The sequence below is a fragment of the Noviherbaspirillum malthae genome, assembly GCF_015352985.1.
Classification (GTDB): Bacteria; Pseudomonadota; Gammaproteobacteria; order Burkholderiales; family Burkholderiaceae_D; genus Noviherbaspirillum; species Noviherbaspirillum malthae.
On record NZ_JACYXF010000004.1, the window covers coordinates 192681 to 207320 of the forward strand.

Sequence of the window (14640 nt, forward strand, 5' to 3'; positions counted from 1 at the left end):
TGAAAAGGCCGGCGTAAAACTTATGCCGGCTGAGCCAGCGTGCCAGGCTGCTCACTGCGCTCCAGATGCCGGAACAGCTTGCGCCACACCAGGAAATTCGTGGCTTCGCCCGCCGGCACCGGCCGCGAAATCAGGTAGCCCTGCACTTCGTTGCAGCCCAAGGCCTGCAGCACCTGAAGCTGCTCTTCGGTCTCCACGCCTTCGGCCACAACCTGCATGCCGAGAATATGTGCCATCGACACGATGGTCATGAAGAAGGCTTCTCCGGTTTCTCCATTGGCCAGTTCGCGGGTAAAGGCCTGGTCCACCTTCAGCACGTCGAGGTCGAGCCGCTGCAGCTGGGCCAGCGAGGAATAGCCCGTGCCGAAATCATCGACCGCGACCCGGATGCCACAGGACTTAATGGCATCGATATCCTGCGCGACCTTGTGGCTGTCCTGCAGCATGCAGGACTCGGTGATCTCGAGTTCAAGCAGCGCCGGAGCGACACCGTGGCGTGCAAGACTGGACATCAGCACCGACTTCAGGTCCGCATGGGCGAACTGCTTCGGCGAGACGTTGACCGATATCGGCACCGCCTGCAGATGCTGCCGCTGCCATGCGGCGATCTGGGCGCAGGCCTGGTCGATCACGAGTTCGCCGATCTGCACGATCAGCCCGGTTTCCTCCGCCAGCGGAATGAACTCTCCCGGCGACACCATGCCGCGCTCGCGGTGATTCCAGCGCACCAGCGCCTCCATGCTGATCAGCTCGCCGTTCGCCGCATTGACGCGCGGCTGATAGTGCAGCAGGAACTCGCGGTTTTCGATCGCATGGCGCAGTGCATGTTCGGCGCCGATGCGGTTTACGATCCGCTCGGTCTGCTCCCGGGTATAGAAGGTGAAATGGCCCTTGCCATTGTTCTTGGCCACGTACATTGCGGTATCGGCATGCTTGAGCAGCGCTTCCATCGTCGTGCCGTCATCCGGGAACAGGCTCACGCCGACCGATGCCTGCATCGTGTACTCGAAGCCGCCCGTCACGCGGAAGGGAACCGACAGCAGGTTCAGGATTCGCGTGGCCGCATCCGCTGCGTCCTGCCGGCTTTGCACCTGGCCGAGCACGATGGTGAACTCGTCTCCGCCAAGACGCACCACGTGATCGCCAGGACGCAATACCGAGAGCATGCGCTGGCCGGTCTGGCGAAGAATATCGTCGCCAGCCGAATGGCCCATGGTGTTGTTGACGTCCTTGAAATTGTCGAGATCGAGATAGAGCACCGCGAGGGGCGCCTGCTGCTGCTGCGCCTCCCTGAGCATGCGCGGTAGATGCTGTGAAAGCCAGTAGCGGTTGGGAAGCTGGGTCAGCGCGTCGCGGTTGGCCAGATCGCTCAGCCTGCGTTCATGTTCCTTGCTATCGGTAATATCGCGCATGGTGATGGCGATGCCGTCGCCGGAGCGGACCAGCCGCCTGTGCACCCAGACCTCGCTGCCGTTGACTTGCATGCGGAATTCGTCCTGATGGAAACCCTTCTGCATGGCCTCGCGGTAGACCTGCATGACCCGATCCTTCATCTTTCCCGAATACAGCTGCGAGAAGCGCACCTCCAGCAGCTGATCCTTGTCGAGACCGATCATGCGCGCACCGCGCTCGTTGCAGTTCTCGACGACGAAGTCGGTGATGCGCTGATCGCTTCCATACAGGGCGCGCGCCATGAAGAAGCCTTCCTGCGCACCTTCGGTCGCAAGCCGGTAAGTGTCGGTGATGACGGCGGTCTGGTGCTTGCGCCAGGCGAGCCGTCCGATGAAGAGACTGCCCACGATGCCGATCAGCGCCAGCAGAAACACGCCGCCCGCGGCAAGGCCCATATAGTCCCGGCGCAGCGCCTCATAGGTGACGTAGACGTCCTCCTCCGCCATGGCCACAACCGAAACGAATGCATATTTCTCAAGCTTTTGCCAGGCAACGATGCGCGAGCGATTATCCAGAAAGCGCTCGGCAGGCGCCACTTCGACGCCCTGCGAGCGCAGGAATACCGCCGGACTGGTCGACAGGCGTGAATACTGGCGGATGTTGCGGCCCGTCTTCAGGGCGATGATGTCGCCCTTGTCGTTGAGGACGGCCAAGACATCGTTGGACCCCTCCGACGCCTTGTCGTAGAAGGAGGCGAGGAATTCCGGCGCCACGCCGGCATAGACGATGCCGTCGAAGCGGCCCTCGCTGTCCGTCAGCGCACGGCTGAAGATCACGATCGGCTTGCCGGTGATGCGGCTGCGCTCGACCCGCGTGACCTGCAGGCCGGACACCGCGCCGTTCTTGTGGGCCTGGAAGTAAGGGCGGTCGGACAAATCGACATTGCGCGAACGCTTGAGCAGGCCGGTGATGATCTTGCCGTGCCTGTCGACGAACCCGAGCAGGAAATTGTCGGTTGCCGGATACAGCCCCTGCGTGGCCTGCTCTTCGAGCCGCAGCGTGCCGTTGCTTTTTTTCCAGTAGTAAGCCAGGGTCAGCGTGATCTGATCGAGATGATCGGCGCTTCGAGAAAGTTGTTCGGCGTAGGAATTGGCAAGCGAACGGGCGTCGTGGAATGCCTGTTCACGGCTGCTGTCCCGCTCGGCTTCCAGCCTTGACATGGCAAGCATCCATACCGCTGCTGCAACGAGAATGCATGCAAGAGGCCAGCCAATGATCAGCCAAAGGCTGCTTTTGAGGAAGCGCAACTGCGTCAGCGCGCTCCTGACCTCATCGGTCTTGTTCCCGGTCTCCACATCTTCTCCGATTGCGCGGCATCGTCTTCTGTTTGTACCAGTCGTATCTACTGGTTATTGGCAGAGCATAGACGTTTTTCCATGGCAAGGAAAGCATGGGGACCGGTTGAGCCGAGGCATGTGGTCAATAACCACATGCGACGCCGGCAGGAGTGTCTGCAATCGTACAGTCATTCCTCTCGCCTTCCTGATCCGTGCGTTTCATTTGCACAAAAAACAAGAGGGCGAAGGAACCGGCATTGTGCGCACGACAGCGGGACGGCAGCGATCACCCCGCCAAGTCATCCCGGACCGATATTCCGGGAAAGCCGTAGAGCGCTAGGTCGCTTGCTGCTGCGCCTTCTGCGAGCGCGCGTTGATGACAACGCTGGCCAGGATGACCAGCACGACGGCCAGCTGGGCAAGCACCGACTGCAGCGTCGGATAGATGCCGAGTACGTCGATGCTCGGACCGGCAATCGGATTGATGTCGAGCACGCCTGCTTCCTGCAGCGCAGCCACGCCCTTGCCGATCAGTACAAAGGAAAGGAGCGCCACCAGCGCCGAACTGACAGCGAAGAACTTCCCGATCGGCAGCCGTGACGACGTGCGCAGCATGATCCAGGTGACGGCCGCCAGGATGAGAACGCCGCTGACGAAACCCGCCAGCAGGTAGCCGCCATTCCCTTCGCTCCACATGGCCGCATAGAACAGCACCGTCTCGAAAACCTCGCGGTACACGGTAATGAACGCCAGGAGGAACAGCATGAACTTCGACTGGCGCGTCATCGCCGATGACAGCTTATCGCGGATGTAGGCCTGCCAGCGGCCGGCTGCGCTCTTCCCGTGCATCCAGATGCCGACGCAAAGCAGGACCAGGGCTGCGAAGATTGCGGAAAAGCCTTCGGTCAGCTCCCGGCTCGCGCCGCTGATCTCGACCAGATAGGTTGCGGCGAACCAGGTCAGGCCGCCGGCCGCCAATGCGGCGGTCCACCCGGCATGCACGACAGGCAGCATGTCGCGGCGGTCCGCCTTTTTCAGGAAGGCGATCATCGCCACCACAACCAGCAGCGCCTCGATGCCCTCCCGTAGCAGAATGGCCAGCGCGCCGAGGAAGATGCCCGAGGGATCGTCATTGGCGGCATTGAGCACGGCCTGCACCTCGTCAAGCTGACTCTGCAGCTGCGCATTCGTGCTGCGCGCCTTTTCGGCATCGCCGGCTCCGACGGCGGCGCGATAGGCGCCCATGTTTTTCTCGATCGCGGCGAGCAGCTCCCGGTTCTTGACCGCCAGCGCCGGCTCCACCGGCTCGAATCCATCGAGATACGCCGACAGGGCGAGGCGGGTGGCTTCGGAGCGGTTGCTGCTTTCAAGTGCGGCAAGACTGTCCTGCAGCCGCTTCTTCGCAAGCGCAACACTGGCGACACTGGCTCCGCTGCCTCCCGCGGCCTGATGAAGCGCATCGGGATGGCTGCGCAAATGGGCGAGCACGGCGGCGGCCTTTTCAGCAGGCAGCGAGTTCGCCAGCTCCGCTTCGGAAACCTGCGTCAGCTCGTTCAATGTCGGGATCGCGGTTTGCAGCGAAGGATCGGCCTTCCAGAGCTTGGCGCCGGCCTCTCGCTCCTTGTCCTGATAAGCCAGCGTGGAAGCGAAGAATGCCAAGGCCCAGCGATCTTCATCGGAGAGCGACGCGAACGCCGGCATGGACGTCCCCTCGACGCCGCGGCTGATGGTTTGGTACAGAGAGAACAGGCTGCGTTCGCGGGCGCGTTCGCGGTCGGTGAATGCGATCGGCGCGGGATCGAGCTTCGCTGCCAGCGGGCCGTCGCCGCGGCCTTCGGCGCCATGGCAGGATGCGCATTGCGCCTGGTACAGCGCGGCCCCGTGCTGCAGGGCAGGCGCCTTCTCAGGCGCAGTCGGCACCGGATAGCTGGACAGCAGGGCCTGCGCCAGCTTGCGCGCCTGCGCGGCGACATCTGCCGGCGCCGCCTTGTCGGCAACCATGGATTTCAGCGCTGCGGCACGCTCCAGCAAAGCCTTCCTTTCCGGCTTCTCGGGAAGCTCTGCGAGTTGGCGCTCCGCGACCTGCGAGAATTCCTGCATTTCGGCATATTCGTCGGCATTCGTGACCTTGCCGTCGGCAACGGCACCGCCGTAATCGACAGCCATATAGTCAAGCAGCTGCCAGATCTGCTTTGCCTTGTCTTCGGACGACTGTGCAGGAATCTGCGCCCACGCAAGGTGCGCAAAGAGGGACATCAATACAAGAATGAATAGGTTGCGCAATGTGTTCATGGCGATTCGGATACGGATTAATGATCGAGCAGTGGGGTGCAAGAGGCGCGAAACCGGGACGGCAAAACGTCCTAACGCTCGAATCTAAATGAGAATTATACTCATTTTCACAAAAAGCAAGCATCCACGGTTTGCCGCAAGATCGCGCGCTTTCGGCATTGAGCCGCCGCCGGCACCGCGAGCCCACCTTGAGGTAGCGAAATTCATGGACGAAGAACTCGGACTTCAGCTATCCTCCCGATTTCCGCATGGAAATTTGCAGCGCCTTCCAGAACGCCCCCGCCTCCGCCGTTCTATCGCCTGCGCCTTGTTAGAACAAGCCGCGCCTTCGAGAGCCTCGGAAAACTTTTGCCGTTCAGGTTTTGCCTTGGAGCGGGATCATCCCGACCTGCCGCGACACTGACTGCGCCCAGCCTGCGCATGATTGCCGGTTGCTTTCCCATGCCGGCCGGCCTGCGGATTCACCAACCTGCAAGCTCATCTGGAATGGAAATCATGCTGCAAGGCTCATACAGTTATCCGCTGGTATTTGCATCTCTGTTTATCGCCACGATTGCTTCCTACACCACGCTGGACCTGGTCGGCCGCATTTCCGCACTCGGCAGGAGCGCTTACCGGGTGTACTGGCTGATCGGTGGAGCGGTGGCCATGGGACTGGGCATCTGGTCGATGCACTTCGTCGGCATGCTGTCCTTCTCGCTGCCGATCCCGCTCGGCTACGATCCGACGATCACCTTCTACTCCCTGCTGATCGCCTGCGGCGTATCGTATTTCGCGCTCGACCTGGTCACGCGCGGCGAATTGTCATTCGCACGCATGACGGTCAGCGGCGTGCTAATGGGTCTCGGTATTGCGAGCATGCACTACACCGGCATGGCCGCCCTGCGCATGCAGCCGGAAATCGACTATGCGATCACCATTCTCGTTGCCTCGGTGCTCATCGCCATCGTCGCCTCCATCGCGGCCCTATGGCTGGCCAATGCGCTGCGCACGACGCAGCCGGGCCTGCTGTGGCTGCATCGCCTGGGCGCCGCAACGCTGATGGGGCTTGCGATTACAGGCATGCATTACACCGGCATGGCTGCGGCCAGGTTTCCCGCCGATTCCGTCTGCCGTGCGGCGACCGGCATCAGCACCAACTGGCTGGCGCTGTCGGTGGGCGGCACGACGCTCAGTATCTTGGCCATTACGGTCGTGCTCTCTGTGCTGGATGCCAGGCTGCAGCTGCGCACCAGCGTCTTCGTCAAGCGCCTGCAGCACCAGGCGACGCACGACGGCCTGACCGGCCTGCCCAACCGCGTGCTGCTGACGGAACGCATCGACGGCGCCATTGCAAGGCATCACCAGTCCGGCACGCCCTTCGCAATTTTCTTCATCGATCTCGACGGCTTCAAGACCATCAACGACTCCTTCGGCCACAACATCGGCGACGCGGTCCTGAAGGACCTGTCGCAGCGCCTGCAATCGGTGATGCGCAAGGACGACATGCTGGCGCGCTTCGGCGGCGACGAATTCATCGTGCTGGCCGAAGGCGTGACGGACGACGCAGCCGCGGCGCGCATCGCGGAAAAGCTGCTGTCGAGCTTCCGTTCCGCGTTCAAGCTGCCCGGCATCGAGATGGGGCTGTCGCCCAGCATCGGCATCGCCATGTTTCCGAGGGACGGCGACAATGTCGATACCCTGCTCAGCCATGCCGATGCAGCGATGTACCAGGTCAAGACGAGCGGGCGCAACAACTATCGCTTCTTCGCGGCTGAAATGAACGTGGCAACACTGCGCCTGGTGACGATACAGCAAGGCTTGCAGACCGCCATGCGGGAGAATCAGCTCTTCCTTCATTACCAGCCGAAGTTCAACTGCAGCGATCATACTGTTCAGGGCGCGGAAGCCCTGCTGCGCTGGCAGCATCCGGAGCTTGGCCTGATATCGCCGGCCGAATTCATTCCGGTTGCGGAAAAGTCGGGACAGATCATCAGCGTCGGGCACTGGGTCGTAGAGCAGGTATGCCGCGAATTGAACGACTGGCGGGCTGCCGGCCATGCCCTGATTCCGATTGCGGTCAATCTTTCGCTGGTGCAGCTGCGCGCGCCCAACCTTGTGCAGGACATTCTCGCCATCACCGCCAGATACGGCATTCCCCCGGAAATGCTGATGCTGGAAATTACCGAAACCGCCGCCATGGAAAATGCCGATGAAACGCGCGCCACCGTGGACAAGCTGAAGTCGGTCGGCTTCATGCTGGCGATCGACGATTTCGGCACCGGCTATTCCAGCCTCAGCCACCTGCAGGAGTTCGGCGTGCACCAGATGAAAGTGGACCGCGCCTTCATCAAGACGCTGACGAAGGAAGAAGGCAAGAGCCGCTCCATCGTCTCGGCCATCATCAGCCTGGCGCATGCGCTGGAAATGGAAGTGGTTGCCGAAGGTGTGGAAACCAGGGCTCAGCTCGATGTGCTGCAGGAATTGCGCTGCGACCAGACGCAGGGCTTCCTGCTGGCCAGACCCATGCCGAAAGAGGAATTCATCCGCCTGCTCCAGACTGCGCAGCAAAACGGCTCGCGGCTCGAACCGGCCTGAAGGACGCGGCCGTTCGGCCGCCGCATGTTACGAGCCGCCCGGCACTTCGTCACCGCAGCGCCGGATCATTTGCCTGGCCTTGGCATCCTTCAAATACCTGTCTTGATACGGGTGCTGAAATTGGAGGACACCGCGACATGCGCTTCCGCGGCAGGAGAATGACTGCACCACGGCAATCCGGCAAGCTGGGAAATGGTTTTCCGCATGGCCTTTTCTTTCGTGCATGCGCTGCCTTTCTAGCGAACAGGAAGCGGCGCGCATGTAATACCAATCCCAAGGCATAACATGGCATGAGATCGCGTCTTTTTCCGCCTGGCCGCGTTGTGCCCGTCATCCATAGCCCCGCCATGGATTCCTTCCACGCCTTGCCAGACGAAAAAATCCATCGATCTCATCTGTCACGTTATGTCTTGGGATTGGTATAAGTGCTTCGCGGCAGGCGGCATCGAGTCCGGCTCCGGTCTTGAACTTGAAGCTGATCAAACGGGATTGATTGTCCATGCCCGCAGGTCGACTGAAGCGCAAACACGCAATGTTACAATGCTGGCATGTTCATCAACCGACAGTCAAAATACCTTGGTGCATGGATCGCATGTATTGCGCTCCTGTTTGCATCGGTATTGTCGTCGGTATTCCACTCGTCCATGGCGCGCAAGTCCGCCATCGTTTCCATCCCGACCGAGATCTGCTCCACGTCGCCGGTAAAGCATGTCGTGATGGTCGATGTCCGGAAGAGCGGCGCTTCTCAGGACCAGCATGATGCGCATGGCGAAAACTGCGCATATTGCCGTTTCCAGGCGGATTCGCCCGGCCTGCCGCCGATGGCCGATCTTGCGGCCAGTGTGACGCTTCAGCTGTTCACTCTCCCTTCCCTTTTCTATCAATCGCCCCGGCCTTTGTTCGCCTGGGCGTCCGCGCAGCCGCGCGCACCACCCTATCGGTTCTGAAGCGGCGGGCCGGAACATGACGGCTTGATGCATCAATCTGCCTGTCAGACTCGCCCTCCGGCATGACCGGGGCCCGGCATTTCCTGACCGTCCGCTATTTTCATCCGACCTGCCCGGCTGCCGCAGCCTGCACCGGCCCGGCGTTCCTTGCCGCAACCAGAATCAAGAACCATCATGAAAAACAAGCTCCCGATCATTGCCGCCGCACTGCTGGCCGGCATTTCCACTACCGCCTTCGCGCAGGTTGCCGTCAGCGAAGGCTGGGTACGCGCCACCGTGGCACAGCAACCCGCAACCGGCGCCTTCATGCGCATCACTTCGCAAAAGGATGCGCGCCTCGTCAGCGTTCAGTCTCCCATCGCCAAGACGGCGGAGCTCCATGAAATGTCGATGGAAAACAATGTGATGAAGATGCGCCCCGTTACGGGTATCACCTTGCCGGCGGGCCAGGCGGTCGAACTCAAGCCGGGCGGCTATCACGTCATGCTGATTGGATTGGCCGAGCCGGTCAGCGAAGGGGCCACCGTGCCGCTGACGCTGCTGGTCGAAACGGCGGACAAGAAACGCGAAAGCATTCCTGTGCAGCTCAAGGCACGTTCACTGACGGGAGCGACCGGCCATGGCAACCGATAAATCCGGCATGGAAAGACATGAAACCATGCGTCCACATGCCTCGCCGATGGGCACCGAAGGCGGACGCGCCGGCGCGGTGCGCTGGCTGTTTCCGGCTTTATGTGCGCTGCAAGCCGTATCTGCGCAAGCCCAGGTTCAAGCGCAAGAGCAGGTGCTGCCTGCAGTGACGGTCACTGCGCCGCCGGTCGAAAGTGCGACGCTGGCGCCGATCACGGAAGCCGCGCGGCGCATCGCCGCCACGCCGGGCGGCGCCAACATCGTGGATGCGGAACAGTACAAGGAGGGACGCGTCTCGACATTGTCCGATGCGCTGCAGTTTTCTCCCGGCGTTTTCGTGGCGCCGCGCTTCGGCGCGGAAGAAGCGCGTCTGTCGATACGCGGCTCCGGGCTGCAGCGTACCTTCCACATGCGCGGCATCCAGCTGCTGCAGGACGGCGTGCCGCTCAACCTGGCCGACGGCAGCGCAGACTTCCAAGCGGTCGAACCCCTGTCCGCACGCTATGTCGAGGTGTATCGCGGCGCGAATGCCTTGCAGTATGGCTCGACCACGCTGGGCGGCGCGGTCAATTTCATCAGCCCCTCGGGCCTGAGCTCGCCCGCCTTCGGCGCGCGCGTCGAGGCCGGCAGCTTCGATTACCGGCGCGCGCAGGCATCGACAGGCGGCCACAGCGACAGCGCCGACTGGTTCCTGGCCGGATCGGTCTTCCACCAGGACGGTTTCCGTGCGCATGCACGGCAGAATACCCGGCGCGTTTCCGGCAACCTCGGCTGGCAGCTTGGCGACGACGTCGAAACCCGGTTCTTCCTCAACGCGGTGCGGAGCAATTCCGAGCTGCCCGGCGCATTGACCGGCGCGGAAATGCGTACCGACCCGCGCCGGGCCGACCCTGCGACGGTTGCCGGCGACCAGCATCGGGACTTCGACCTGGTGCGCCTGTCGAACCGCACCGGCATCATCCTCGATGCTGATCAGCGGCTGGAATTCGGCGCCTTCTATTCATACAAGTCCTTGTTCCATCCGATCTTCCAGGTGCTCGAACAGGACTCGGACGACTACGGCGTATCCGCCCGCTACGTGGGCAAACAAACGCTGTTCGGACGGAAGAACCAGCTTGTCGTCGGCGCTTCCCTTGCCGCAGGCAGGTTGGAAGACGACCGCTTCCGCAATGTCGGAGGCCAGCCCGGTGCGCGTACCGGCGAATCGGAACAGCGCTCGAGCAATACCACCGTCTTTGCAGAAAACCAGCATTACCTGCTGCCGTCGACCGCGCTCGTGACAGGGCTGCAGGCCGTCAATGCGACGCGCAAACTTGAGGACCGCTTCCTCAGTGACGGCGACAACAGCGTGGATGCGCGTTTCCGGCACGTCTCACCGAAGCTCGGCGTGCGTCAAGACCTCGATCCGAAGACACAGTTATTCGCCAATGTCAGCGGCAGCTATGAGCCGCCCAGCTTCGGCGAACTGGCCGGCGGGCCGAACGTCACGCCGGTTGCCGCGCAACGCGCGAAAAGTATCGAGGTTGGTACGCGCGGAGAACGCAGTCAGGCTTGGGGTGTATTGCGTTGGGATCTCGCGCTCTACCATGCGCGCCTGAAGAATGAACTGCTGACGCTCAACGATGCCGCCGGCAATCCGCTGGGTACCACCAATGCGGCAAGGACCATTCATCAGGGCATAGAAGCCGGCGCGGAAGCCGACATAGGACGTCGCTGGACGCTGCGCCTGGCTTACCAGCTCAACGATTTCCGCTTCGACGGCGACCGTGCCTACGGCGACAACCGGCTGGCAGGCGTGCCGCGGCATTTCGCCACCGCGGAAATGCTGTACCGGGCGGACAACGGGCTGTACTTCGGTCCCAACCTGCGTGCCGCCTCGTCAACCCAAATCGACCACGCGAACACGCTGAGCGCGGCAGGTTATGGCGTGATCGGTTTCAAAGTGGGCCAGGCAGTGAACAAGAGTCTGTCGTGGTTCATCGATGCAAGAAACCTTGCCGACAAGGTCTATGCGGCCACGACCAACGTCATTGCTGATGCGCGCGGACTCGACGGCAGGTATTTCTATCCCGGCGACGGCCGTTCCCTGTATGCGGGCATCGAACTCAAATACTGATTCGCATCGATTCAGCGCTGCGCGGGCACCGGCGGTCATGCAGGCGTCCCCGCTGCAAGAAGGAGAATGAACCATGAACCATCCACTCAAGCACCTGCTGCATGCAGCCGCCTTCGTATTGATGTCCTCGCTGCTTCCGGCGGCGCAGGCCGCTGAAGGTCATTCCCATGGCCAGGGACACAGCAGCCATGCGGCCCGGCCGGAACTCGGCGCCGATGCGGCATTTGCTGCCGACGGCACGCTGTGGGCAGTCGCCCGGCAGGCCGAAAGCAGCGAGCAGTATCTTGTCATCCGGACCTCATCGGATGCAGGCAGGACGTGGTCGGCGCCGCGGCGCATCGACAATCCGTCGGAAATAATCACTGCCCGCGGCGAAGCACGCCCGCATATCGTCATGGGGCGGGCGGGTGATATCTATGTCAGCTACACCAGCACGGTCGCGCCGCCGCATATCGGCGATATCCGCTTCATCCGCTCGCAGGACGGCGGAAAGACCTTCTCCCGCCCGATAACGGTGCATGCCAGCCGCGACCGCATCACGCACAGCTTCGAGAGCATGGCCGTCGATCCCGCGGGACGCATCTACATTGCATGGATCGACGGACGGGGCGCCGCGCAGGCCAAGGCGAAGAAACAGGCCTATGCGGGTTCAGCGGTCTATTACGCCGTGTCCGACGATCGGGGGAGCAGTTTCAAGGGCGATTACCGCGTGGCCGACAATGCCTGCGAATGCTGCCGCATCGGCATTGCCTTGAATGAGCAAGGCACGCCGGTGGCGATGTGGCGGCACGTGTTTGCGCCGAATGCGCGCGACCATGCGCTGGCGGAACTCGCCCCGGACGGCAAGGCCGGAACGATCAAGCGCGTCACGCAGGACGACTGGCGCGTCGATGCCTGTCCTCATCATGGCCCTTCGCTCGCCTTCGCAAAGGACGGCCGGCGTCACCAGGTGTGGTTCAGCGGCAAGGAGGAAGGCGGTGGCGCATTCTACGCCAGCACGCAGGATGACGGCACGCTCGGCCGACCGCAGCGCCTCGGGTCAGATCAGGCTTCGCATCCCGATGTGGCGGTAGCCGGCAGGCATGTCGCTATCGCCTGGAAGCAATTCGACGGCAAAGCGACCTCCATCATGGCCAAGGTGTCGGCGGACGGAGGCGCTTCATGGTCGGCGCGGGAACTGGCAAGGACGTCCGGCGCCTCGGATCAGCCGCATCTGGCCAGCGACGGCTCGCGCATCAGCCTGATCTGGAATACGCAGGATCAGGGATTGCTGGGCTTTCCCCTGGCAGGACCAGACGAGGACAAGGGTAAATAAACACGAATAACGCGGACCGGTTTCTGCAATACCGCGCAATGCCGGCCGTGCCGGATCACATCCGGCACAGTCCGAGCACCTTCTCCTGCTGGCTGCAATCCTTCTTCACCGGTGCCTGCATGGCCGCCGGTACGGCGCGGGTGCGCTGGGCCATGCAGTTGCGCAGGGTCCGCTCCATCGGCGCGAAATACTTCCAGCCCTTGCCCAGGGCCGGCATGTCAAGCTGCACTTCCTTCCATTTCGGATGCCCTTCCGCCTGCAGGGTGTCGAAGTTGGCGCAAAATGCCTCGGCGAACTGCTTCAGACTCGTCAGCGTCGACTCGTTGCCGTAGTTGTAGGTGACGAGGAAGGCCTTGACTGACAGCGTCGGCACATCTTCGGACATCCAGTTCGGATAGCTGGCGGTACGGATCGTCGCCGGGAAATAGGTGGCGACTGCACGCTCCGTTTCCTTCGCGTTCGCATCCAGCTTCAGCAGCTTGATGTATTTGCGCGCTTCCGGCTTCATCTCGGCAAACAGCTTTGCCGGTTGCCCGGCGACGACGATCACGGCATCGAGCGACTTGTCGCCGGTCAGCTTGAGAAGCGCATCTTCATTGGACAGGTAACTGGCATTGGCTTCCGGCAGCGCGCTTCCGAACATCAGGCGGTACAGCGTGGTTGCGCTCAGCGCCGTGCCGCTGCCGACCGGACCGACATTGATTTTCTTGTCCTTGAGTTCATGGATGTAGGTCAGCGGCGAGTCGGCGCGCGTGACGAAATAGATTTCTTCGTTATACAGCGGCAGCACGACGCGCAAGGGAGTAATCAGCCGCCCGGCGGCAGCGTTTCCGCCGACCGCCTGATCGACGAAGGCCTGGTACACATCCGACTGCACCAGCGCCAGCTTGACGCCGGGCTCGAAACGCAGGCGCTGCACGTTCTCCGACGAACCCTTCGAAGGCAGCACCTCGAGATCGATCTTCGCCGGCTGGGCTGCCCACTTCGCGAGGTCGCGCCCGATCTGGATGTAGGTACCGCGCTCCGAAGCGGTCACGATCTTGAACGCGGTCTGCGCATGCGCGGGGCCCAGCGCCATCAGCAGGACGCAAACTATCAGCGCAAGGATCTTCATGGACGGTCTCCCTCATCAACGCGTTTTCAGCTTACTGGTGATCGCAGAGCGCAAGCGCCATGGATGCGGCGCTGCATGGAGTGCTGGAAGGGTTCCCGGTTTCCGGCTGCGGCGGCTTGACTTCCACCGCAGCTTCGGTCTGCTTGACTGCAGGAGCGGTCGTAGCCGGTACGGCGACGCCGGTCTCGGTGTCCATGGCGTCCTCCGCAGCAATCTTCCGCATTTCCTCAATGCGCAGCATCATCGTATCGGAGGGTGACGCCGGGGCTTCGCTGATGCGATTCTGCTTCAGGTAGGTCTCTGCCGACCGGGCTTCCGTGCCGTGATCCGAAGGCTGGTCAGCGAAGTGCATGCCGATGGCCACCCCGATGAACGCCGCGACAATGCAGACGATCAGGATTGCAGGCAGGTTGTTTCTGAAGTAGCTGACGACATCGGTCGGCTCCGCTTCGATATCGGATGGCAGGGAATGCAGGCGGGTACCGCCGTCTTTAAGCTGATCGCGGCTGGTACGCAAGTTTGCCCACGGCGGCTCGCCGATGCCGCTGCGCATGTCTCCGGGCGCCCTGCCGGCGGACGGATTGGCTTGCGTGGGCGGCCATTCGGACGCGTCACCTGCCATGGGCGATGCCGTGCGCTCATCATTAATATTCATGATGGTTCAAATCACCTTCAGCCGCGCGTCCTTTGAAAACCGACGCCGAATTTCAATCAATGCCCGGCGACTCGCCTCGAATGCAGCGCAATCGCCGAAATAGGCGATTTATCCATGTACATGCTGCTAAATTTGCTACCGATTCGCCGGACTGCGTTTGACGTAGGACAAAAGGAACGGAGGGAGGGGAGCAGGGCTGTCGGATTTTGTCTCATCCCGGATAACAGCAACAGGACGTTGACGACAGTTGCCTTCCTTCGATATG

General features: G+C 62.0%; 9 protein-coding genes. 5 read left to right on the forward strand and 4 right to left on the reverse strand.

Annotated features, from left to right (window positions below; genetic code table 11):
• Positions 1-20 precede the first annotated feature (20 nt).
• Positions 21-2747: a bifunctional diguanylate cyclase/phosphodiesterase gene (locus IGW03_RS38865; protein WP_194722195.1), complete on the reverse strand. Its 2727-nt coding sequence runs from the start codon at positions 2745-2747 to the stop codon at positions 21-23.
• A gap of 318 nt (positions 2748-3065) precedes the next feature.
• Complete coding sequence (locus IGW03_RS08980) at positions 3066-5021, reverse strand: cytochrome c/FTR1 family iron permease (RefSeq protein ID WP_194722196.1); 1956 nt, start codon at positions 5019-5021, stop codon at positions 3066-3068.
• 495 nt (positions 5022-5516) lie between these two features.
• Here IGW03_RS08980 and IGW03_RS08985 point away from each other — a divergent pair, with 495 nt between their 5' ends.
• From IGW03_RS08985 to IGW03_RS09005, 5 genes are all read left to right on the forward strand, one after another.
• On the forward strand, positions 5517-7598 hold the full coding sequence (locus IGW03_RS08985) for a putative bifunctional diguanylate cyclase/phosphodiesterase (RefSeq protein ID WP_228535259.1): 2082 nt from the start codon (positions 5517-5519) through the stop codon (positions 7596-7598).
• 548 nt (positions 7599-8146) lie between these two features.
• Positions 8147-8545: a DUF2946 domain-containing protein gene (locus IGW03_RS08990; protein WP_194722197.1), complete on the forward strand. Its 399-nt coding sequence runs from the start codon at positions 8147-8149 to the stop codon at positions 8543-8545.
• A gap of 174 nt (positions 8546-8719) precedes the next feature.
• Complete coding sequence (locus IGW03_RS08995) at positions 8720-9178, forward strand: copper chaperone PCu(A)C (RefSeq protein WP_194722198.1); 459 nt, start codon at positions 8720-8722, stop codon at positions 9176-9178.
• Entirely contained in the window at positions 9165-11291 is a 2127-nt protein-coding gene (locus tag IGW03_RS09000; RefSeq protein WP_194722199.1) for a TonB-dependent receptor family protein, read from the forward strand. The genes IGW03_RS08995 and IGW03_RS09000 overlap by 14 nt, the downstream gene beginning before the upstream one ends.
• A 73-nt stretch (positions 11292-11364) precedes the next feature.
• A complete protein-coding gene (locus IGW03_RS09005; RefSeq protein ID WP_194722200.1) occupies positions 11365-12606 on the forward strand; it encodes a sialidase family protein in 1242 nt (413 codons plus the stop codon).
• 55 nt (positions 12607-12661) lie between these two features.
• On the opposite strand, the gene IGW03_RS09010 is transcribed toward IGW03_RS09005, so the two are convergent.
• Complete coding sequence (locus tag IGW03_RS09010) at positions 12662-13720, reverse strand: TAXI family TRAP transporter solute-binding subunit (protein WP_194722201.1); 1059 nt, start codon at positions 13718-13720, stop codon at positions 12662-12664.
• Positions 13721-13751: 31 nt separating this feature from the next.
• Positions 13752-14375: a hypothetical protein gene (locus tag IGW03_RS09015; protein WP_194722202.1), complete on the reverse strand. Its 624-nt coding sequence runs from the start codon at positions 14373-14375 to the stop codon at positions 13752-13754.
• Positions 14376-14640 lie beyond the last annotated feature (265 nt).